The 22,011-nt window shown below is 57.1% G+C and carries 21 protein-coding genes; 9 read left to right on the top strand and 12 right to left on the bottom strand.

The genetic code is table 11. The features are described 5' to 3' along the window. Positions 1 to 201 precede the first annotated feature (201 nt). From cysZ to crr, 5 genes are all read left to right on the top strand, one after another. A complete protein-coding gene (gene cysZ, locus IM303_RS21450; RefSeq protein ID WP_028013995.1) occupies positions 202 to 963 on the top strand; it encodes a sulfate transporter CysZ in 762 nt (253 codons plus the stop codon). Between the two features lie 163 nt (positions 964 to 1,126). Continuing rightward, positions 1,127 to 2,098, top strand: a complete 972-nt coding sequence (cysK, locus tag IM303_RS21445; RefSeq protein WP_028013996.1) for a cysteine synthase A — start codon at positions 1,127 to 1,129, stop codon at positions 2,096 to 2,098. Positions 2,099 to 2,415: 317 nt separating this feature from the next. Then, positions 2,416 to 2,673 carry a phosphocarrier protein Hpr gene (ptsH, locus tag IM303_RS21440; protein WP_000487600.1) on the top strand — a complete coding sequence of 86 codons (258 nt, stop codon included), beginning with the start codon at positions 2,416 to 2,418 and terminating at the stop codon, positions 2,671 to 2,673. 44 nt (positions 2,674 to 2,717) lie between these two features. Continuing rightward, positions 2,718 to 4,445, top strand: a complete 1,728-nt coding sequence (ptsI, locus tag IM303_RS21435; protein WP_008501604.1) for a phosphoenolpyruvate-protein phosphotransferase PtsI — start codon at positions 2,718 to 2,720, stop codon at positions 4,443 to 4,445. 40 nt (positions 4,446 to 4,485) lie between these two features. Further along, entirely contained in the window at positions 4,486 to 4,995 is a 510-nt protein-coding gene (gene crr / locus IM303_RS21430; RefSeq protein WP_003861316.1) for a PTS glucose transporter subunit IIA, read from the top strand. A 44-nt stretch (positions 4,996 to 5,039) separates the two neighbouring features. Here crr and pdxK read toward each other — a convergent pair whose 3' ends face one another. From pdxK to IM303_RS21380, 10 genes are all read right to left on the bottom strand, one after another. Beyond that, positions 5,040 to 5,876, bottom strand: a complete 837-nt coding sequence (pdxK, locus tag IM303_RS21425; protein WP_028013997.1) for a pyridoxine/pyridoxal/pyridoxamine kinase — start codon at positions 5,874 to 5,876, stop codon at positions 5,040 to 5,042. 5 nt (positions 5,877 to 5,881) lie between these two features. Next, positions 5,882 to 6,793, bottom strand: coding sequence for a cysteine synthase CysM (gene cysM / locus IM303_RS21420; RefSeq protein WP_041908803.1), 912 nt, complete (start codon positions 6,791 to 6,793; stop codon positions 5,882 to 5,884). A 67-nt stretch (positions 6,794 to 6,860) separates the two neighbouring features. After that, a complete protein-coding gene (gene cysA, locus IM303_RS21415) occupies positions 6,861 to 7,955 on the bottom strand; it encodes a sulfate/thiosulfate ABC transporter ATP-binding protein CysA (protein WP_008501607.1) in 1,095 nt (364 codons plus the stop codon). After that, positions 7,945 to 8,820 (bottom strand): sulfate/thiosulfate ABC transporter permease CysW, encoded by an 876-nt coding sequence (gene cysW / locus IM303_RS21410; RefSeq protein WP_028014000.1) that lies wholly within the window; start codon positions 8,818 to 8,820, stop codon positions 7,945 to 7,947. The genes cysA and cysW overlap by 11 nt, the downstream gene beginning before the upstream one ends. Beyond that, positions 8,820 to 9,653, bottom strand: coding sequence for a sulfate/thiosulfate ABC transporter permease CysT (cysT, locus tag IM303_RS21405; RefSeq protein ID WP_004123378.1), 834 nt, complete (start codon positions 9,651 to 9,653; stop codon positions 8,820 to 8,822). Before cysT ends, cysW begins: the two co-directional genes overlap by 1 nt. Continuing rightward, complete coding sequence (locus IM303_RS21400) at positions 9,653 to 10,666, bottom strand: sulfate ABC transporter substrate-binding protein (protein WP_047368059.1); 1,014 nt, start codon at positions 10,664 to 10,666, stop codon at positions 9,653 to 9,655. Before IM303_RS21400 ends, cysT begins: the two co-directional genes overlap by 1 nt. 174 nt (positions 10,667 to 10,840) lie before the next feature. Then, the gene (locus tag IM303_RS21395) at positions 10,841 to 11,740 is read right to left on the bottom strand and encodes a Dyp-type peroxidase (RefSeq protein ID WP_047368060.1); all 900 of its coding nucleotides are present in this window, start codon (positions 11,738 to 11,740) and stop codon (positions 10,841 to 10,843) included. Between the two features lie 92 nt (positions 11,741 to 11,832). Further along, a complete protein-coding gene (locus IM303_RS21390; protein ID WP_048957147.1) occupies positions 11,833 to 12,408 on the bottom strand; it encodes an RpoE-regulated lipoprotein in 576 nt (191 codons plus the stop codon). A 63-nt stretch (positions 12,409 to 12,471) separates the two neighbouring features. Then, positions 12,472 to 12,921, bottom strand: coding sequence for a DUF2919 domain-containing protein (locus tag IM303_RS21385; RefSeq protein WP_048999962.1), 450 nt, complete (start codon positions 12,919 to 12,921; stop codon positions 12,472 to 12,474). After that, complete coding sequence (locus IM303_RS21380) at positions 12,908 to 13,333, bottom strand: GNAT family acetyltransferase (protein WP_003861292.1); 426 nt, start codon at positions 13,331 to 13,333, stop codon at positions 12,908 to 12,910. Before IM303_RS21380 ends, IM303_RS21385 begins: the two co-directional genes overlap by 14 nt. A gap of 212 nt (positions 13,334 to 13,545) precedes the next feature. Here IM303_RS21380 and amiA point away from each other — a divergent pair, with 212 nt between their 5' ends. Both amiA and hemF read left to right on the top strand, forming a co-directional pair. Beyond that, the gene (gene amiA / locus IM303_RS21375) at positions 13,546 to 14,421 is read left to right on the top strand and encodes an N-acetylmuramoyl-L-alanine amidase AmiA (protein ID WP_028014006.1); all 876 of its coding nucleotides are present in this window, start codon (positions 13,546 to 13,548) and stop codon (positions 14,419 to 14,421) included. Next, a complete protein-coding gene (gene hemF / locus IM303_RS21370) occupies positions 14,421 to 15,320 on the top strand; it encodes an oxygen-dependent coproporphyrinogen oxidase (protein WP_045261157.1) in 900 nt (299 codons plus the stop codon). The genes amiA and hemF overlap by 1 nt, the downstream gene beginning before the upstream one ends. Before the next feature lie 64 nt (positions 15,321 to 15,384). Here the strand turns inward: hemF and maeB are convergent, their stop codons facing one another. Then, positions 15,385 to 17,664 (bottom strand): NADP-dependent oxaloacetate-decarboxylating malate dehydrogenase, encoded by a 2,280-nt coding sequence (gene maeB, locus IM303_RS21365; protein ID WP_028014008.1) that lies wholly within the window; start codon positions 17,662 to 17,664, stop codon positions 15,385 to 15,387. Positions 17,665 to 17,910: 246 nt separating this feature from the next. Between maeB and tal the strand changes: the two genes are divergently transcribed. Then, the gene (gene tal, locus IM303_RS21360) at positions 17,911 to 18,861 is read left to right on the top strand and encodes a transaldolase (RefSeq protein WP_028014009.1); all 951 of its coding nucleotides are present in this window, start codon (positions 17,911 to 17,913) and stop codon (positions 18,859 to 18,861) included. 19 nt (positions 18,862 to 18,880) lie between these two features. Continuing rightward, positions 18,881 to 20,869 (top strand): transketolase, encoded by a 1,989-nt coding sequence (gene tkt / locus IM303_RS21355; RefSeq protein ID WP_048999960.1) that lies wholly within the window; start codon positions 18,881 to 18,883, stop codon positions 20,867 to 20,869. 23 nt (positions 20,870 to 20,892) lie between these two features. On the opposite strand, the gene IM303_RS21350 is transcribed toward tkt, so the two are convergent. Next, the gene (locus IM303_RS21350) at positions 20,893 to 21,936 is read right to left on the bottom strand and encodes a DUF1176 domain-containing protein (protein WP_048999959.1); all 1,044 of its coding nucleotides are present in this window, start codon (positions 21,934 to 21,936) and stop codon (positions 20,893 to 20,895) included. Positions 21,937 to 22,011: the final 75 nt, after the last annotated feature.

Below are 22,011 nucleotides of genomic sequence, written 5' to 3'. Positions count from 1 at the left end.
ACCACGGCAAACATTTACTCACTAAGAGTATTTGCCGTTTACGTCAAGTGCAAGTGTGTGCAGAGCATTCGCAGCATAAAGATGAAGTAAATCGTGCTTTTTGCTGGTTTTTCGAACATTTCCGAACTAGTCATTGGTCCGCAAGTGGATAATATAGGCGGGCAATTCCACTGGTTGTGAAAAAAGGAGTACAGCCTGGTTATGGTTTCAACATCGTCTTCTCCCCCGCGCAGCGGCGTCTGGTATTTTTCTCAGGGCTGGAAGCTGGTCTCACTGCCAGGTATCCGTCGCTTCGTCATTCTGCCGCTGCTGATCAACATTATTCTGATGGGCGGCGCGTTCTGGTGGCTGTTCACAAAGCTCGAAAGCTGGATCCCGTCGCTGATGAGCTACGTGCCGGACTGGCTGCAGTGGCTTAACTACCTGCTCTGGCCGGTGGCGGTCATCTCCGTGCTGCTGGTATTCGGCTATTTATTCTCAACGATCGCGAACTGGATAGCCGCGCCGTTTAACGGCCTGCTGGCGGAACAGTTGGAGGCGCGGCTTACCGGCGCGACGCCACCGGACACGGGCGTGCTGGGGATCGTGAAAGATATCCCGCGCATTATGAAGCGCGAGTGGCAGAAGTTTGCCTGGTACCTCCCCCGCGCGGTTGTACTGCTTGCCCTCTACTTTGTCCCCGGCATTGGCCAGACGGTTGCCCCGGTGCTGTGGTTTCTGTTCAGCGCCTGGATGCTGGCCATCCAGTACTGCGACTATCCATTCGATAACCACAAGGTGCCGTTTAAAGCGATGCGCACCGCTCTGCGCACCCGGAAGGTCGCCAATATGCAGTTCGGCGCGCTGACCAGCCTTTTCACCATGATTCCCTTCCTTAACTTGTTCATCATGCCGGTTGCGGTTTGCGGCGCGACGGCGATGTGGGTGGACTGTTATCGTGCTAAGCACGCGTTATGGAAATAATGCAAAAATGTGTAAAGCAGGGGTGGCTTATGCCGCCCCTTATTCCATACTGATCCCCATTATTTCCTTGCAGTATATAGATATGCGAATTCCTTACTTCCCCCTACCTGCTTAGCAGGTATGCTGGGTCGGTATCCCAATTTCATACAGTTAAGGACAGGCCATGAGTAAGATTTATGAAGACAACTCGCTGACTATCGGTCATACGCCCCTGGTTCGACTGAACCGTATCGGTAATGGACGCATTCTGGCGAAGGTCGAATCACGCAACCCGAGCTTCAGCGTAAAATGCCGCATCGGTGCAAACATGATTTGGGATGCTGAAAAACGCGGCGTGCTGAAGCCAGGCGTTGAGCTGGTGGAACCGACCAGCGGTAACACCGGTATCGCTCTGGCCTATGTTGCTGCCGCACGCGGCTACAAGCTGACCCTGACCATGCCGGAAACCATGAGCATCGAACGTCGCAAACTGCTCAAAGCGCTGGGGGCGAACCTGGTCCTGACCGAAGGCGCGAAGGGCATGAAAGGTGCCATTCAGAAAGCGGAAGAGATCGTGGCCAGCGATCCGGCGAAATATCTTCTGCTGCAGCAGTTCAGCAACCCGGCTAACCCTGAAATTCACGAGAAGACCACCGGTCCGGAAATCTGGGAAGATACTGACGGCCAGGTTGACGTATTTATCTCCGGCGTCGGCACCGGCGGCACACTGACCGGCGTGTCTCGCTATATTAAAGGCACAAAAGGTAAAAAAGAGCTGATTACCGTTGCCGTTGAACCTACCGACTCCCCGGTTATCGCTCAGGCGCTGGCGGGTGAAGAGCTTAAGCCTGGCCCGCATAAAATTCAGGGCATCGGCGCGGGCTTCATTCCGGGTAACCTGGATCTGAAGCTGATCGATAAAGTCGTTGCCATCACGAACGAAGAAGCCATCTCTACCGCACGTCGTCTGATGGATGAAGAAGGCATTCTGGCGGGTATCTCTTCCGGTGCGGCCGTTGCGGCAGCGCTCAAACTTCAGGAAGATGAAGCCTTTACCAATAAGAATATTGTGGTTATCCTTCCTTCCTCGGGTGAGCGTTACCTGAGCACCGCACTGTTTGCCGATCTGTTCACGGAAAAAGAGCTGCAACAGTAGTGCCAGTATGTTAATAACGCGTAAAAAAGCACCTTTTCGGGTGCTTTTTTGTGACCTGCTTCAGACTTTTGCCCCTCCTGGCATTGCTTCACCCCGATGTGTCTGGTATTTAAACCAGCAATTATTTTGAAGCGTGAAATTAATCAGTGAACGAAATACCCTTGCTGAATCGATTTTATGATTTGGTTCAAGTCTTCCTTTCGCTGCATAATGTTTAATGACGATTGAAACGTCAGCGCTAACAATACAGGCTAAAGTTAAGCCGCCAGGCTAGACTTTAGTTCCACAACACTAAACCTATAAGTTGGGGAAATACAATGTTCCAGCAAGAAGTTACCATTACCGCTCCGAACGGTCTGCACACCCGCCCTGCTGCTCAGTTTGTTAAAGAAGCGAAAGGCTTCACTTCTGAAATCACTGTAACTTCCAACGGCAAAAGCGCTAGCGCAAAAAGCCTGTTCAAACTGCAGACTCTGGGCCTGACTCAGGGCACCGTTGTTACCATCTCTGCTGAAGGTGAAGACGAGCAGAAAGCAGTTGAGCATCTGGTTAAACTGATGGCTGAGCTCGAGTAAGTTTCCGGGTTCTTTTAAATATCAGTCACAAGTAAGGTAGGGTTATGATTTCAGGCATTTTAGCATCCCCGGGTATCGCTTTCGGCAAAGCACTGCTGCTGAAAGAAGACGAGATCGTCATCGACCGGAAAAAAATTTCTGCCGACAAGGTTGATCAGGAAGTTGAACGTTTTCTGAGCGGTCGTGCCAAGGCATCTGCGCAACTGGAAGCGATCAAAACTAAAGCTGGCGAAACTTTCGGTGAAGAAAAAGAAGCCATCTTCGAAGGGCATATCATGCTGCTCGAAGATGAGGAGCTGGAGCAGGAAATCATAGCCCTGATTAAAGATAAAGGCATGACGGCCGACGCGGCTGCGCATGAAGTTATCGAAGGTCAGGCAACTGCCCTGGAAGAGCTGGATGATGAATACCTGAAAGAGCGTGCGGCTGACGTACGTGACATCGGTAAGCGCCTGCTGCGCAACATCCTGGGCCTGGCCATTATCGACCTGAGCGCGATTCAGGATGAAGTGATCCTGGTTGCCGCTGACCTCACCCCGTCTGAAACCGCACAGCTGAACCTGAAAAAGGTCCTTGGTTTCATCACCGACGCGGGTGGCCGTACCTCCCACACCTCAATCATGGCGCGTTCTCTGGAACTGCCTGCCATCGTGGGCACCGGTAGCGTCACCTCTCAGGTGAAAAACGGCGACTATCTGATTCTGGATGCCGTAAACAATCTGGTTTACGTCAACCCAACTAACGAAGAGATCGAAAAACTGCGCGCGGTTCAGGAGCAGGTTGCGACTGAAAAAGCGGAACTCGCTAAGCTGAAAGACCTGCCAGCCATCACCCTGGACGGCCATCAGGTAGAAGTGTGCGCAAACATCGGTACCGTACGCGACGTTGATGGCGCTGAGCGCAACGGTGCGGAAGGTGTTGGTCTCTATCGTACAGAATTCCTGTTCATGGACCGCGACGCGCTGCCAACGGAAGAAGAGCAGTTTGCTGCGTATAAAGCCGTCGCAGAAGCGTGTGGCTCACAGGCGGTTATCGTCCGTACCATGGACATCGGTGGCGACAAAGAGCTGCCGTACATGAACTTCCCGAAAGAAGAGAACCCGTTCCTGGGCTGGCGTGCCGTGCGTATCGCGATGGATCGTAAAGAGATCCTGCGTGACCAGGTTCGCGCTATCCTGCGTGCCTCCGCTTTCGGTAAGCTGCGCATCATGTTCCCGATGATCATCTCTGTTGAAGAAGTGCGTGCACTGAAGAAAGAGATCGAAATCTACAAACAGGAACTGCGCGACGAAGGTAAAGCATTTGACGAGTCAATTGAGATCGGCGTGATGGTGGAAACACCAGCAGCGGCGACCATTGCGCGTCATTTAGCCAAAGAAGTTGATTTCTTTAGTATCGGTACCAATGATTTAACGCAGTACACCCTGGCAGTTGACCGTGGTAATGATATGATTTCACATCTCTACCAGCCAATGTCACCGTCCGTACTGAACTTGATCAAGCAAGTTATTGATGCTTCTCATGCAGAAGGTAAATGGACTGGCATGTGTGGTGAGCTTGCAGGCGACGAACGTGCTACACTTCTGTTGCTGGGTATGGGTCTGGACGAATTCTCTATGAGCGCCATTTCCATCCCGCGCATTAAGAAGATTATCCGTAACACGAACTTCGAAGATGCGAAGGTGTTAGCAGAGCAGGCTCTTGCTCAACCGACAACGGACGAGTTAATGACGCTGGTTAACAAGTTCATTGAAGAAAAAACAATCTGCTAATCCACGAGATGCGGCCCAAATTACTGCTTAGGAGAAGATCATGGGTTTGTTCGATAAACTGAAATCTCTGGTTTCTGATGATAAGAAAGACTCCGGAACTATTGAGATTGTTGCTCCGCTCTCCGGCGAGATCGTCAACATCGAAGACGTGCCGGATGTAGTGTTTGCTGAGAAAATCGTTGGTGATGGCATTGCTATCAAACCAACTGGCAACAAAATGGTTGCTCCAGTTGATGGCACCATCGGTAAAATTTTTGAAACCAACCATGCGTTCTCTATCGAATCTGATAGCGGTATCGAACTGTTCGTTCACTTCGGTATCGACACCGTTGAACTGAAAGGCGAAGGCTTCAAGCGTATCGCGGAAGAAGGCCAGCGTGTTAAAGTTGGCGACCCGGTGATTGAATTCGATCTGCCACTGCTGGAAGAAAAAGCCAAGTCTACCCTGACGCCGGTTGTTATCTCCAACATGGACGAAATCAAAGAACTGATCAAACTGTCTGGCAGCGTCACCGTGGGCGAAACCCCGGTTATCCGCATCAAGAAGTAATTCTTGCCGCACAGAAAAATGGCGCCTTCGGGCGCCATTTTTGTTTATGCAGGGAGGATAAGCTCGTCGTAGCCTTTCGACTGGGTATAAAGCATCACGTCAGTCACCCGATCGCCGGCCATGCGAATGGCGTCGGCAACGGTTTTCCCCTCAACAATTCCGCTCACCAGTTCTGAACAGAACAGATCCCCCGTCCCTTTCAGATCGGTTTCTACGCGCGGATGCGCGCTGACGGTCACGCCCTCACGCGTCACCAGCACCACGTGGATGTTTTGCGGGTCATCGGCCACCGGCGCGCTGGTGATCGCCACCCATTTCAGAGTGTCAGAAAGCAACCCCTGCGCGGCGGCAATAGCGCTTTCCGGCGTCCGGCACGGCTTACCGCTTAACACTTCCAGTTCATAGACGTTTGGCGTAATCCCCTGCGCCAGCGGCAGCAGGTGTTCCCGGTACGCTTCCGGGATATCCGGCTTCACGTACATTCCGCTGTCGATATCGCCGATAACCGGGTCGACCAGCACCAGCAGGTCAGGATGCTGCGCTTTGACCGCCCTCAGCCACTGCGCCAGCAGCGCGATCTGGCTGGCGCTGCCCATATAGCCGGTAGTGACCGCTTTAAGCTCGCGCAGGATCTCGCGCTCTTCCAGCGCCTTCAGGTAGCCGCTGAACCACTCGTCGGGGATCACCCCGCCGTAGAAGGTGTCGTAGTGCGGCGTGTTGCTAAACAGCACCGTCGGCACGGCGGTCACGTTCAGCCTGTGGGTTCGAATGTTCGGCACAGCAATGCTGTTCCCCACGCTGCCGTAAACCACCTGCGACTGCACCGCGACAATGTCGGTTTGCTGCGCCCGGGTGTTATCCCGGAATAGAATCATCTCCATGACGCTTAAATCCCCGCCCCCTGCGAATAACTCTCTTCACCAAAGACGCCGGTAGACAAATAGCGATCGCCGCGATCGCAGATAATCGCCACCACGACCGCACCGGGATTTGCCTGCGCCACGCGCAACGCCCCCGCTACCGCGCCCCCCGAGCTGACCCCGCAGAAGATGCCTTCACGCACGGCCAGTTCACGCATGGTATTCTCCGCCTCGCGCTGATGAATATCCAGCACCCGATCCACCAGCTGCGCATTAAAGATGCCTGGCATATACTCCGCGGGCCAGCGGCGAATGCCCGGAATACTGCTCCCCTCTTCCGGCTGCAGACCAACAATGGTGACCGGTTTCTCCTGCTCGCGCAAAAAACGCGACACGCCGGTAATGGTGCCGGTGGTGCCCATGCTGGAGACAAAATGGGTGATGCGCCCGCCGGTTTGCTGCCAGATTTCCGGCCCGGTGGTGGTGTAGTGCGCGTACGGGTTGTCTGGGTTATTGAACTGATCGAGCAGTTTACCTTCGCCGCGCTGGGCCATTGCTAACGCTAAGTCTCGCGCTCCTTCCATCCCCTGCTCTTTGGTTACCAGAATCAGCTCGGCCCCGTAGGCGCGCATCGCGGCGCGGCGCTCCTGGCTCATGTTGTCCGGCATCAGCAGCTTCATGCGGTAGCCTTTCAGCGCCGCAATCATTGCCAGCGCGATACCGGTGTTGCCGCTGGTGGCTTCAATCAGCACATCGCCTGGCTTAATTTCACCGCGTTTCTCAGCCTGGACAATCATCGACAGCGCCGCGCGGTCTTTCACCGACCCTGCCGGGTTGTTGCCTTCGAGTTTGACCCAGATTTCGCTGCCGTTGGCACATCCCATGCGCTGAAGCTTGACCAGAGGGGTGTTGCCGATGGTGTGTTCGAGTGTATTCACGATTTTTACTCAATAAAAAGCCCGGTAAGCATCACGCCACCGGGCGAAAAACATACTCAATAACCTATCAGGCTGACTCCGCCAGAGCAATATCCTCGCGCGTCTCAATCCGCTCCTTACCGTGATAGATGCGCGCATGCTGCAGCCCGACAAACAGGCGCTCACCCCGGTGCGGCGGAACGTCGTCGCGCATGACCACGGTCAGCGGCTCGGTATACCAGCCCAGCGGCTGTACCACCAATTGGGTGTAGTGTCCTTTAGGGCTAGCTTCCAGGACCTGCACCGGCAGCGGGGAATCCAGGCTGGTGCGGCGGCTGACGTCCACTTCCCACGGGCGCAGGAACAGATCGACCGGCCCCTGATGCGCCGAGGTGTAGCCCAGCGGCCAGCGGTGCGCGCCCACGTGGAACTGACCGCCGCGAATGGTGCCCTGCAGTCGGTTCACCTCGCCCATAAACTCCAGCACGAAGCGGGTCGCCGGCTCGCGCCAGAGCTGTTCCGGCTCGTCAACCTGCTCGATGTTGCCCTGGCTCATGACCACCACGCGGTCCGCGACTTCCATCGCCTCTTCCTGATCGTGGGTCACGAAGACGCTGGTGAATTTCAGCTCTTCATGCAGCTGGCGCAGCCAGCGACGCAGCTCTTTGCGCACCTGCGCATCCAGTGCGCCGAAGGGTTCATCCAGCAGCAGTATTTGCGGCTCAACGGCCAGCGCGCGCGCCAGCGCCACGCGCTGCTTCTGCCCGCCGGAAAGCTGCGCCGGGAAACGGTCCGCCAGATGCGCCAACTGCACCATCTCCAGCAGTTTGGTTACTTTCGCCTTAATGGTTGCTGCATCCGGGCGTTCACGACGCGGCAGCACCGTCAGGCCAAAGGCGATATTGTCGAAAACGGTCATGTGGCGGAACAGCGCGTAATGCTGGAAGACAAAACCCACTTTACGATCGCGGGCGTGCAGGCGGCTCACGTCGGTGCCGTGGAAGCGGATGTGCCCGCTGGTCTGATGCTCAAGCCCGGCGATGATCCGCAGCAGCGTCGTCTTGCCCGAGCCAGACGGCCCCAGCAGCGCCACCATTTGTCCGGAAGGGATATCCAGCGAGATATCATTCAGCACCTGGGTGCGACCAAAAGACTTCTTAATATTGGCAATCTCAATGCTCATGATTTCCCTCCTGATGCTGACGTTTTTCCTGATTCTCTAAACGCCACTGCACCACACTCTTCAAAAACAGGGTCAAAATGGCCATCAGCGTCAGCAACGCTGCGGCAGTAAAGGAACCGACGGTGTTGTAGTCCTGTTCCAGTAATTCAATCTGTAGCGGCAGTGACAGCGTTTCACCGCGAATCGAGCCGGAAACCACCGACACCGCACCAAACTCACCGATGGCGCGGGCGTTGGTCAGCACCACGCCGTAAAGCAGCGCCCAGCGGATGTTCGGCAGCGTCACGCGGCGGAACATCTGCCAGCCGGATGCGCCAAGCAGCACCGCCGCTTCGTCTTCGTTGCTCCCCTGGCTTAACATCACCGGCACCAGCTCACGTACCACAAATGGGCAGGTCACGAAGATCGTCACCAGCACCATGCCCGGCCAGGCGAACATGATCTGCAGGTTATGTTCATCCAGCCAGCCGCCCAGCGGGCCGTTGGAGCCGTAAAAGAGCAGGTAAACCAGACCGGCAACAACAGGCGACACGGCAAACGGAATATCCAGCAGGGTCAGCAGCAGCTGACGTCCCGGGAAGTTAAAGCGCGTCACCAGCCAGGCCAGCAGCGTACCGAAGACCAGGTTCACCGGCACGGTGATCAGCGCAATCAGCACCGTCAGCCAGATGGCGTGCAGCATGTCCGGGTTCGCCAGGTTCTCCAGCGCGGGCATCAGCCCCTTGCTGAACGCCTGGACGAAGATATAAATCGTCGGCACGACGAGAATGAGGGCGGACACCAGCACGCCCACGCCAATCAGAAACCATTTACCCCAGTTGATGCGGGGCGCATCGTATCGCTTCAATTGCGTAACTTCCGCCATCAGTGACCTACCACACGTCGACCAAAGCGACTTTGCAGAGTGTTTATCGAATACAGCAGCAGCAGCGAGGCCGCCAGGATCACCGAGGCAATCGCGCTCGCCGCCGGATAATCAAACTCCTGCAGGCGGATGAAAATCATCAGCGAGGTGACTTCCGTTTTCCAGGCGATGTTCCCGGCGATAAAAATCACCGCGCCAAACTCACCCAGGCTGCGGGTAAAGGACAGCGCGACGCCCGCCATCAGCGCCGGAGAGAGCTCCGGCAGAACCACTTTGCGGAAGCTCTGCCAGCGCGTGGCGCCCAGCGTTTCCGCCGCTTCTTCGTATTCCGGACCCAGCTCTTCCAGTACCGGCTGCACGGTACGCACCACAAACGGGATACTGGTAAAGGCCATCGCCACCGCGATCCCGAGCCAGGTATAGGTCACCTTGATGTCAAATTTCGCCAGCCACTCGCCGTACAGCCCGTTCACGGAGAAGAGCGACGCGAGGGTTAAGCCCGCAACCGCCGTCGGCAGCGCAAACGGCAGATCCATCAGGGCATCAAGCAGCGTACGGCCCGGGAAGCGATAGCGGGTTAAGATCCACGCCATCAGCAGGCCAAACACGCCGTTAAAAATGGAGGCAACAAACGCCGACAGCAGCGTCACCTTATAGGCCGCCACCACCTGCGGGTTGGTGACTACGTCCCAGTACTGCGCCCAGCTCATCTGAGCAAGCTGCATCACCAGCGCGCTGAGCGGCAACAGCAGGATCAGGCAGACGAACAGCAGGCTGGTCCCGAGGCTTAAGGTAAAGCCCGGCAGCACGCGTTTAGTCGAGACTGCAAACATTACTTACGCCCCGCCGCCAGCAGTTTGTCTAACTCACCGCCGCTGGCAAAGTGCGTTTTCATCACCTCAGGCCAGGAGCCGAAATGATCTTCCACGCGGAACAGCGCGGTCTGCGGGAATTTATCTTTCAGCTTGTTCATCACGTCCGGATTGTTCACGCGGTAGTAGTAGTCGGTGATGATGGCCTGCGCCTGCGGGCTGTACAGGTAGTTGAGATAGGCTTTTGCCGCTTTCTCGGTGCCGTTCGCCTGCACGTTTTTATCCACCCACGCCACCGGGAACTCGGCCAGGATGTTGGTTTTCGGAATAACCACCTCGAAGCCCTGCGCTTCGTACTGCTTGCGAATGTTGTTCACTTCGGATTCAAAGCTGATCAGCACGTCGCCCAGACCACGCTCGGCGAAGGTCGTGGTCGCCCCGCGGCCGCCGGTATCAAACACTTCGACGTTTTTCAGGAACTGGGTCATGAACTGCTCGGTCTTCGCTTTATCCTTACCGTCAGCCTTGTCTGCCGCGCCCCACGCGGCTAAATAGGTGTAGCGCGCGTTACCTGAAGTTTTTGGGTTCGGGAAAATCAGCTTCACGTCGGAACGCACCAGGTCGCTCCAGTCGTGGATGTTCTTCGGGTTGCCCTTACGCACCAGGAAGCCCATGGTGGAGTAGAACGGCGAGCTATTGTTTGGCAAGCGGCTCTGCCAGTCAGCCGGGAGCAGTTTGCCCTTGTCGTGCAGGATCTGCACGTCAGTCACCTGGTTGTAGGTCACGACATCTGCTTTCAGCCCCTGCAAAATCGCCAGCGCCTGCTTGGATGAACCGGCGTGGGACTGCTTGATGGTCAGCTTATCGCCATTGTTTTCTTTCGCCCACTGCTGCTCGAACGGTGGGTTAAGGGCGGCAAACAGCTCGCGGGAGACATCATACGAGCTGTTCAGCAGCTCGGTCGCCTGCGCCTGGGCCACCAGCAGTAAACCTGCCAGCGCCAGAGTTCCTTTTTTCAGTACAGTAACGGCCATTGCGCACCCTTATAAATGTGATGACTATCTTATAGTCATAATATTTATAACGGGGATGAAAGGAGTAACGGTTTTATATACCGTTTGGTGATTTACAAGCAGAAAAGAGAATAAGGGTCGGGGAAAATTGCCGGGTGGCGCTAACGCTTACCCGGCCTACGTATGGGGAGCGTTTTACAGCGCCAGCAGGCGCTCAACGGACGGCGCAAAATAGTAGCCGCCGGTTACCGGGCGGGTGAAGCGCAGCATGGCGTCACGCTTGCCGTCAGTGTCACCGAACATGCTCAGCAGCTGCTGCTCAATATTGTGCAGCCGCGCGCAGTAGGCGCAGAAGTAGAGGCCGTGCGTGCCGCTTGCCGTGCCGTACGGCAGGCTCTGACGAACAATTTTGAGCCCCTTGCCGTCTTCCTTAAGGTCAACGCGGGACAGGTGCGAGGTCACCGGGCGCGCATCGCCGTCGATCTCTTCGTTGGCTTCTTTGGTGCGGCCAATCATCATCTCCTGGTCGTGCACGCTCATGCGGTTAAGCTGCTTGAGGTTGTGCTCCCAGCGCTGAACGAACACGTAGCTGCCGCCCGCGTCCACGCCGTCTTTGATGACCGCCACGTCGCGACGAACCTCTTCACCCGCCGGGTTTTCGGTGCCGTCAACGAAGCCGCTCAGATCGCGCTCTTCCACCCAGCGGAAGCCGTGAACCTCTTCCTGCACGTCGATGCTGTCGCCAAACGCTTCAACCGCCGCCTGAGCAACGGAGAAGTTCACGTCGTGGCGCAGAGAGAGGATGTGGATCAGCACGTCGTATTGGGTGGCTGGCGCCAGGCCTTTGCCATAAGGGATAAAATCCTTCAGTTCTTCCGCGCCTTCGCCGCCGCTCAGCTGACGCCAGACGTTATTGCCGAAAGCGACAACGGCACCCAGATGGGCGTCCGGGAATTTGGCCTGGAAGGTGGCCAGTTTATCAACGAAAACTTTGCTGGCCGCGCGCAGGGCATCCACGTCCCCTTTAACATTGGCTTCAATCCAAATCGCCGCGCGGCAATGTTCTGGCAAAATGCCACTCTGAACCTGAGACATCGCTCCTCCTGAAATAAAGATGCCACGTCAGCGTGGCATTGATGGCGGCTATTATACCCGGATTTCAGCGAGGCGGTTTGTTCAGGCGCAAATTACTGCTTCCAGAGTATTTTGCTCACTTTCCAGCTCTTCAGCGTGTCGTCAGAGGGCATCAATCCTTCCGGACCGCTCCAGGTTCCGGTGAAGACATAGCTGATGTGCTGGCTGCCTTCCGCCTTACATTCCACCGCCACGCCATCGTCTGAAGGGGCGCTGCTGCAGTTGCCAAAGGCCTGTTTATAAAGATCGCTAAATGGGGTGCCCACCTTTACGCCGCTGGCGGTCGGAATATCTTCGTCCAGCACGGCAATGCGGTTCACCGTCCCTTTATCACCGTTAATCACCAGCGCCAGCTTGTCGCCCTTCAACGCTTCAAAGTAACGTACAATGTTGCCATTCTCGGTTTTCATCCCGCTACGCAGGCGATAGTCACTGCTCAGGGCATCCTGAATAGCGTCCTGATCGAGCGCGGTCGACGCGGTAATTTTTCCTACGCCCTGCTCGGTCACTTCGGTGGAAGAGCCAAACCAGTTCCACGGATACGCGGCGGACCAGTTAATGGAGGAGAGCGTCGAACAGCCGGTTAACGCCAGCGGGAGAGCGCATAAAAGTAAACGCAGCGATTTCATTGAAACGTCCTTTCTAATTAAATCAACGCTTGTTGGAGTGCGGCATCGGCAAAAAGTGCCGCGCTAATCTGACTCTTGCGTAAAACAGGCGCGTAAGCGGGGATTCGTCAGCAGCCACATCAGCGCCACAATATCCGCCACCACCAGCGCGATGCCGATACCGGAAAGCGGTTCACCCAGCCACCAGAGCACGGGTTGCCAGAACAGCAGCGCAATCTGGGCGAGGATCAGCAGCCAGCGAAGCGCACGCCACAGACGCGGGATTATATGCCGTCGACCGCTGCACAAAAAAGCCACCACCGCCGGTACGCCCGGCAGTAAGCCGAGCCAGAAGGCATCGTGGTCGGGATAAAAGAGATTCAGCAGCGTATCGCCCTGCCCGCGCGACGCACCGGCCATCACAAACAGTACCCAGGTACGGGCCTGGAGGAGCAAAACGCACCAGAATAAAAACGGCAGCCTGACGCGGCCCTGCGCGTCATAGTCAGCCGGGTGGATCTCAGTACTCTTCATCTTCGATCAGGCGCTTACCCAGCGTCAGCACGTCGGCGTGCTCGTAGCCCAGACGCTCATACATGCCCAGCACCACGTCGTTATCTTCCCGCACCATGATCTGGATTTTCGGGCAGCCGCGGGCGATGAGTTTCTTTTCCAGACGATTGAGCAGCGCGTTGGCGATGCCGCGCGCCCGGTATTCCGGGTGGACGCCCAGATAATAGGCCGAGCCGCGGTGGCCGTCATACCCACCCATTACCGTCCCGACCACCTCGCCGTTCACTTCCGCGACCAGAAACAGGCTAACGTCGTGATTCACCTTACGTTCGATATCCATTTCCGGATCGTTCCACGGACGCAGCAGATCGCAGCGCTCCCAAAGGGTGATCACCTCTTCGAAATCTTCCTGGCGAAAAACGCGTATCTCCATGGTATTAACCGCCTTTTCGGGTTTAAAAACAGTGATTATGGCGTGAACGGGGCGTTTAGCCAATAACCGGGGAAAATCTCGCCAAAATTTGGCATAATGTCACTTTGTCACGTATTGAAATGAAAAGTAAAACAATTCTCAATAAGGACTGTCGTAACGGGAAACACGATACGATATAACACCAGGACCCCATTTTTCAGTATTCAGGCCGCATGAGCACATTCAAACCATTAAAAGCACTCACATCGCGTCGTCAGGTTCTCAAAGCGGGGCTGGCGGCCTTAACGTTAACGGGCATCGCTAAGCAGGCTCAGGCAAAAGACGAGAGCACGCTCAAAACCAGTAACGGACACAGCAAACCGAAAACCAAAAAGCCGGGCGCAAAGCGTCTGGTGATGCTCGATCCGGGCCACGGCGGTATTGATACCGGCGCCATCGGCAGAAACGGTTCGAAAGAAAAACACGTCGTGCTGGCAATTGCAAAAAATGTGCGATCGATTTTACGCAGCAACGGCATTGACGCCCGCCTGACGCGTACGGGCGACACGTTCATTCCGCTGTATGACCGCGTGGAAATTGCCCACAAGCACGGCGCCGACCTGTTTATGTCCATTCACGCGGATGGCTTCACAAACCCTTCCGCCGCGGGCGCGTCGGTGTTTGCCCTCTCCAACCGCGGCGCCAGTAGCGCCATGGCGAAATACCTTTCCGATCGCGAAAACCGGGCGGATGAAGTGGCCGGGAAGAAGGCCACGGATAAAGATCATCTCTTGCAGCAGGTGCTGTTCGATCTCGTGCAAACGGACACTATCAAAAACAGCCTGACGCTCGGCTCGCATATCCTCAAGCGGATTAAGCCGGTGCACCGTCTGCACAGTAAAAGCACCGAACAGGCGGCATTTGTGGTGCTGAAGTCACCGTCCATCCCGTCCGTGCTGGTGGAAACGTCCTTTATTACCAATCCGGAAGAAGAGCGCCTGCTCGGCACCACGGCGTTTCGCCAGAAGATAGCCAACGCCATCGCCTCCGGCATTATCAGTTACTTCAACTGGTTCGATAACCAGAAAGCGCACTCCAGGAAACGCTGATGAAACCTAATGCACAGCTGGTCAAAACGTTCCTGCTGCAGCTGCAGGATGAGATTTGCCAGAAACTGGCCGCCGCAGACGGCGGTGAATTCCAGGAAGATAGCTGGCAGCGTGAAGCGGGCGGCGGCGGGCGCAGCCGCGTGCTGCGTAACGGCGGCATCTTCGAACAGGCGGGCGTGAATTTTTCCCACGTTCACGGCGACGCCATGCCCGCGTCCGCTACCGCGCACCGCCCTGAGCTGGCGGGCCGCAGCTTCGAAGCGATGGGCGTCTCGCTGGTGATCCACCCGCATAACCCGTTTGTTCCGACCAGCCACGCCAACGTGCGCTTTTTCATCGCGGAGAAGCCAGGAGCCGATCCGGTCTGGTGGTTTGGCGGCGGTTTCGACATGACGCCCTACTACGGCTTCGAAGAGGATGCCGTGCACTGGCATACCACCGCGCGGGACCTTTGCCTGCCGTTTGGCGAGGACGTCTACCCGAAATTTAAAAAGTGGTGCGACGATTATTTTTACCTGAAGCACCGCGACGAGCAGCGCGGCATCGGCGGGCTGTTCTTTGACGATCTCAACACGCCGGATTTTGATACGGCATTTAGCTTTATGCGCGCGGTGGGCGAAGGGTTCACCGACGCGTACCTGCCGATTGTCGAACGCCGTAAAAACACCGACTACGGCGTGCGCGAGCGTGAGTTCCAGCTTTATCGTCGCGGGCGGTACGTGGAGTTCAACCTGGTGTGGGATCGCGGGACGCTGTTCGGCCTGCAGACCGGCGGACGCACGGAGTCGATTCTGATGTCGATGCCGCCGCTGGTGCGCTGGGAGTACAGCTACGAGCCAAAAGAAGGCAGCCCGGAGGCTGCCTTGAGTGAGTTCCTTAAAGTACGCGACTGGATTTAACTGCCGGATGGCGCTGCGCTTATCCGGCCTACTCAATCCCCAGGTCGGGTAAGCACACGCGCCCTTACAGCGGCTGCGTCTGCGCCTCAACCACCGCCAGCGCCACCATGTTCACGATACGACGCACGGAGGCAATCGGCGTTAACACGTGCACCGGTTTTGCCACGCCCATCAGCACCGGTCCTACGGTCACCCCTTCAGAGCTGGAGACGCGCAGCAGGTTGTAGCTGATACGCGCCGCTTCCACGTTCGGCATAATCAGGATGTTCGCCGATCCCTTCAGCGGGCTGTCCGGCATACGTTCGTTGCGGATGCTCTCCACCAGCGCGGCATCACCATGCATTTCCCCGTCAATCATCAGCTCCGGCGCACGCTCGCGCACCAGTTCCAGAGTCTGGCGCATTTTGCACGCCGCCGCGGATTTGGACGAACCAAAGTTTGAGTGCGACAGCAGCGCCACCTTAGGCTCGATACCAAAGCGACGCACGGTCTCGGCGGCCATCACGGTGATCTCCGCCAGCTCGTCCGGGGTTGGATCGTCGTTCACGTAGGTATCGGCAATAAAGGTGTTGCCGCTCGGCAGCAGCAGCGCGTTCATCGCCCCGGCGGTGTGCACGCCGTCGCGATAGCCGAAGATCTCCTGCACCACGCTGAAATGCTCGTGGTAATCGCCGATGGTGCCGCAGATCAGCGCATCCGCCTCGCCGCGATGGACCATGATCGCGCCGATGACCGTAGTATTGCTGATCACCGCCCGCTGCGCCTGCTCCTGGGTGATCCCGCGACGCTTCATGATCGCGTAATATTCGTTCCAGTACTCCTTGAAGCGCGGATCGGATTCGTTGTTAACGATCTCAAAGTCGACGCCCGGCTTAATTTGCAGGCCCAGCTTCTGAATGCGCATCTCGATCACGCTCGGACGACCAATCAGGATCGGCTTCGCCAGCCCTAAGGTGATCAGCTCCTGCGTGGCGTGCAGCACGCGCGCCTCTTCCCCTTCCGCCAGCACCACGCGCTTCGCGTCTGCGCGAGCCTGAGAGAAGATCGGCTTCATAAACAGGTTAGTTTTGTAGACGAACTCGGTGAGCTTATCGACGTACGCGTCGAAATCCTGAATCGGACGCGTCGCCACGCCGGAGTCCATCGCCGCTTTGGCAACGGCTGGCGCAATTTTGACAATCAGACGCGGGTCGAACGGTTTTGGAATGATGTAGTCCGGGCCAAAGCTCAGATCCTGATCCCCGTACGCGGAGGCGACCACTTCGCTCTGCTCAGCGTGCGCCAGCTCGGCGATGGCGTGAACGGCGGCAAGCTTCATCTCTTCGTTGATCGCCGTCGCGCCAACGTCCAGCGCCCCGCGGAAGATGAACGGGAAGCAGAGCACGTTGTTCACCTGGTTCGGGTAGTCCGAACGGCCGGTACAGATAATGGCGTCTTCACGCACCGCTTTCGCCAGCGGCGGCAGGATTTCCGGTTCCGGGTTCGCCAGCGCCAGGATCATCGGCGCGCGCGCCATTTTCTGCACCATTTCCTGGGTCAGCACTTTCGGGCCTGAACAGCCGAGGAAGATATCCGCGCCGTCAATCACGTCCTCAAGCGTGCGCTTGCCGTCATCTTCCACGGCATACGCCGCTTTGGTTTCCGCCATGTTCGGCTCGCGGTCTTTGTAGATAACACCCTTAGAGTCGCAGACCACGATGTTGTGTTTCTGCATCCCCAGCGCCACCAGCAGGTTCATACAGGCGATGGCCGCCGCGCCCGCGCCGGAGACCACCATGCGCACGTCGGAGAGATTTTTCTCCACCACGCGCAGGCCGTTGAGAATGGCAGCGGTGCTGATAATCGCCGTGCCGTGCTGGTCGTCATGGAACACGGGAATGTTCATACGCTCGCGCAACTTCTGCTCGATATAGAAACATTCCGGCGCTTTGATGTCTTCCAGGTTGATCCCGCCGAAGGTCGGCTCCAGCGCGGCCACCACGTTGATGAACTTATCGGGATCGAGTTCGTCCACTTCGATATCGAACACGTCGATACCGGCAAATTTCTTAAACAGAACGCCCTTCCCTTCCATCACCGGTTTACCGGCTAGGGCACCAATGTTGCCCAGGCCCAGCACCGCCGTACCGTTAGAGATAACGGCGACAAGGTTGCCGCGCGCGGTGTATTTGTAGGCCGCCAGCGGATCTTTTTCGATCTCCAGACATGGCGCAGCCACGCCCGGCGAGTAGGCCAGCGCCAGATCGCGCTGGGTCGCCAGCGGCTTGGTTGGGGAGACCTGAATTTTACCGGGGACAGGGAACTCGTGAAAATCGAGGGCACTCTGTTTTAACTGATCGTCCATCTTGTTATTCCTTTTACGTATCGGTCAGATAGTATCGCCGCTGAGCAGCGCATAAACTTTGAAGGCTGCCAAACTCTCACCATCACACATTAAAAATTGTTATCAATTTATAACAGCCATGTTACCCGTCTCAAAAGCAATGCCTGCCCCGTCTGCTATGCTTTTTTGTTAAGTCCATCATGATTTTCTCAGAAGTGTGAACTAACGCACTCATCTAACTCTTTTATTTCCAAGGAGTAATTATTTATGAACCAGCTAGACGGCATCAAACAATTCACCACCGTGGTTGCGGACAGCGGCGATATCGAGTCGATTCGCCACTATCAGCCAGAGGACGCGACCACCAACCCTTCGCTGCTTCTGAAAGCGGCGGGGCTTGCCCATTTTAGCCATCTGATTGACGACGCGATTGCCTACGGTAAACAGCGCGGGAAAACGCAGGAGCAGCAGGTTGCTGAAGCCAGCGACAAGCTGGCGGTTAATTTTGGTGCGGAAATTCTGAAAAGCATTCCGGGGCGCGTGTCGACCGAAGTAGATGCCCGCCTCTCATTCGATCAGGAAAAGAGTATTAACAAAGCGCGCCGCCTGGTGGAGCTCTACCAGGAACAGGGGATCGATAAGTCACGCATTCTGATCAAGCTCGCGTCCACATGGGAAGGCATCCGCGCGGCAGAGGTTCTGGAAAAAGAGGGGATCCACTGCAACCTGACGCTGCTGTTCTCCTTTGCCCAGGCGCGCGCCTGTGCCGAAGCGGGCGTGTTCCTGATCTCGCCGTTTGTCGGGCGCATCTACGACTGGTATCAGGCGAAACAGCCGATGGACCCGTACGTGGTAGAGGAAGACCCTGGCGTGAAGTCGGTGCGTAATATCTACGACTATTACAAGCAACACCGCTACGAGACCATTGTGATGGGGGCCAGCTTCCGCCGCACCGAGCAGATCCTGGCGCTCGCAGGGTGTGACCGTCTGACCATCTCCCCTGACCTGCTGAAAAAGCTGCAGGAGAGCGACGAAACGGTGATCCGCAAGCTGGTGCCGACCTCTACCGTACTGCCAAAACCGAAAGCCATGACCGAAGCGGAGTTCCGCTGGGAGCATAATCAGGACCCTATGGCCGTGGAAAAACTGGCGGACGGCATCCGCCAGTTCGCCGTCGACCAGCGCAAACTCGAAGATCTTCTCGCCGCCAAACTTTAACCTTGCCACGGAGTGAACTATGTCCCGTAAAGAGCTCGCCAACGCCATTCGCGCCCTCAGCATGGATGCCGTACAAAAAGCCAATTCCGGCCACCCTGGCGCCCCGATGGGGATGGCCGATATTGCCGAAGTGCTGTGGAACGACTTCCTGAAGCACAACCCCACTGACCCAACCTGGTACGACCGCGACCGTTTTATTCTCTCCAACGGCCACGCCTCGATGCTGCTCTACAGCCTGCTGCACCTTTCCGGCTACGACCTGCCGCTTGAGGAGTTAAAAAACTTCCGCCAGCTGCACTCCAAAACGCCGGGCCACCCGGAGATCGGCTATACGCCGGGCGTGGAAACGACCACCGGCCCGCTGGGCCAGGGGCTGGCGAATGCCGTCGGCCTGGCAATTGCCGAGCGTACGCTGGCCGCGCAGTTCAACCAGCCCGACCACGAGATTGTCGATCACTACACCTACGTGTTTATGGGCGACGGCTGCCTGATGGAAGGGATCTCCCACGAGGTCTGCTCGCTGGCGGGCACGCTGGGGCTCGGCAAGCTGATTGGCTTCTATGACCACAACGGCATCTCCATCGACGGCGAAACCGAGGGCTGGTTTACCGACGACACGGCAAAACGCTTCGAGGCCTATCACTGGCACGTGGTGCACGAGATTGACGGCCACGATCCGGAAGCGGTAAAAAAAGCGATTCAGGAAGCGCAGAGCGTGAAGGACAAACCGTCCCTGATTATCTGCCGTACCACCATTGGCTTCGGCTCGCCGAACAAAGCGGGCAAAGAAGAGGCGCACGGCGCGGCGCTGGGCGAAGAGGAAGTGGCGCTGACCCGCCAGAAACTGGGCTGGAAATATCCGCCGTTTGAGATCCCGAAAGAGATCTACAGAGCATGGGACGCGCGCGAAGCGGGTGAAAAAGCGCAGCAGGCCTGGAACGAAAAATTTGCCGCCTACAAAAAAGCGCACCCGGAGCTGGCCGCCGAGTTTTCCCGCCGCATGAGCGGTGGCCTGCCGGAAGACTGGGACGATAAAACCCAGGCGCTGATAGAAAATCTGCATTCCAACCCGGCGAAAATCGCTACCCGTAAGGCATCGCAAAACACCCTGAACGCGATTGGCCCTCTCCTGCCTGAGCTGCTCGGCGGCTCGGCGGATCTGGCGCCAAGCAACCTGACCATCTGGTCAGGCTCTAAATCCCTGAAGGAAGACATTGCCGGGAACTACATCCACTACGGCGTGCGCGAGTTCGGGATGACCGCGATTGCTAACGGCATCGCCCATCACGGCGGCTTCATACCCTACACCGCCACCTTCCTGATGTTCGTCGAGTACGCCCGAAACGCGGCGCGTATGGCGGCGCTGATGAAGGCCCGGCAGATCATGGTCTACACCCACGACTCCATCGGGCTGGGGGAAGATGGCCCAACGCACCAGGCGGTAGAGCAGCTGGCAAGCCTGCGCCTGACGCCAAACTTCAGCACCTGGCGTCCGTGCGATCAGGTCGAAGCCGCGGTGGGCTGGAAGCTGGCCGTTGAGCGTCATAACGGACCTACGGCGCTGATCCTGTCGCGCCAGAACCTGGCGCAGATCGAGCGCACGCCGGAGCAGGTAAAAAACATCGCCCGCGGCGGCTATATTCTCAAGGACAGCGGCGGTAAGCCGGACGTGATCCTGATTGCCACCGGTTCCGAGGTGGAAATCACGGTGAAAGCGGCGGAGAAGCTGATCGCCGAAGGTCACGCGGTGCGCGTGGTATCTCTGCCTTCAACGGATATTTTTGACGCCCAGGACGAGGCGTATCGGGAATCGGTGCTGCCTTCCAGCGTTGCGGCGCGCGTGGCGGTGGAAGCGGGTATTGCCGACTACTGGTATAAGTACGTGGGGCTGAAAGGGGCAATTGTGGGCATGCGGGGTTACGGTGAATCCGCTCCTGCCGACAAACTGTTCCCGTATTTCGGCTTTACCGTTGAGAACGTGGTGGAGAAAGCGCTGAGCGTGTTGTAGTGCGACAGCGCTATCCGGCAAAACTAGCGAGTGATCCACAGCGTGGGCCAGGCGTCTGGCCCATTCCAGCTATCGCAGCTTGGCTCTTCCGCATAGCGCACCAGGCGGAAGCGCTGGCCGTCAAAACGCCAGCGCGTCTGGATCCCGCAGTCTCCAATACCGCGTCCCAGCGCCAGCGTCGTCAGCTCGCGCGTTTTCTCATCGAAGCGGGCGTTCATCAGCTCCATGTCGCTGCTCTGGCTGGAGGGGGTGAACGGCAGACGTAACCTGACGCTACGGGCGGCGAACGGTTTTTTACGTGAGACCTGCCACGCCAGATCGACCGTGTTATAGGCCCCCGCTTCACAGCTGACAATCAACAGCGCTTTGTCATCCGTTAATGCAGTGACGCGTACTTCACGACGGTTAGGATCCAGCGAGCACTGGCTATTGTTCATCCGCCACGTCCCATAATCCAGCAGATCGTTCAGCTCGCTATGCGTCAGCGGCGTCGGCGTCGGGTTCACCACGGCCACCTTTTTTAATGCCGGTGCAGGAGGCACGCTCAGCGGCGGGCTATCTCCTTTTTTAATCCATGCCGTTTCGCTGCCAACGCGCTTCTGCTGGGCGTCGATAAACAGCAGCGCCGCCTTCAGACCGACCAGCGAGATCGTCTGCTTCCCCCCGCGCAGGGTCAGCGCCTGCCCTTCCTGAATGGTTTTCAGAAACGTGGTGATGGTACCCGCATCGTCAGTTTTGAGATGCCAGGGGGTTAACTGCCAGTGCTGCGAATTGAGCTTTAACGGAACGTTGTCGAGCAGCAGGCGCGGGGCAATGTCAGGCTCTTTAACCGGCGGGGCCGAAAGCCCGCCGAGATCGATGCGCAGGCTGGCGTCCGTTTTCGCGCCTGCGCTACGGCTCAGCGTCATGACCAGACCGCGATGCTCGCCGGTATTCCGGGCAACACAAAAATTCTGGTTATTGCAGGTAACCTGCCAGTCTGAAAAAGACTGCTGCGCGGGCGCAGCCCACACCAGAGGTGCGGGTAGCACGCAGAAAAAGAAGAAAAGCAAAACGCAGTAGCGCATGAATGGCACAGCCCCGGAAACGAAAAGGTCAATCTGGGGCGTATCTTCGTGCCCAGGGCGGGCGGGCTCAATCGG

The organism is Enterobacter cloacae complex sp. P38RS (genome assembly GCF_014930775.1).
Lineage (GTDB): Bacteria > Pseudomonadota > Gammaproteobacteria > Enterobacterales > Enterobacteriaceae > Enterobacter > Enterobacter bugandensis.
Note: the sequence above shows the minus strand (reverse complement) of the source record. Positions and strands in the feature narration are given on the sequence as shown.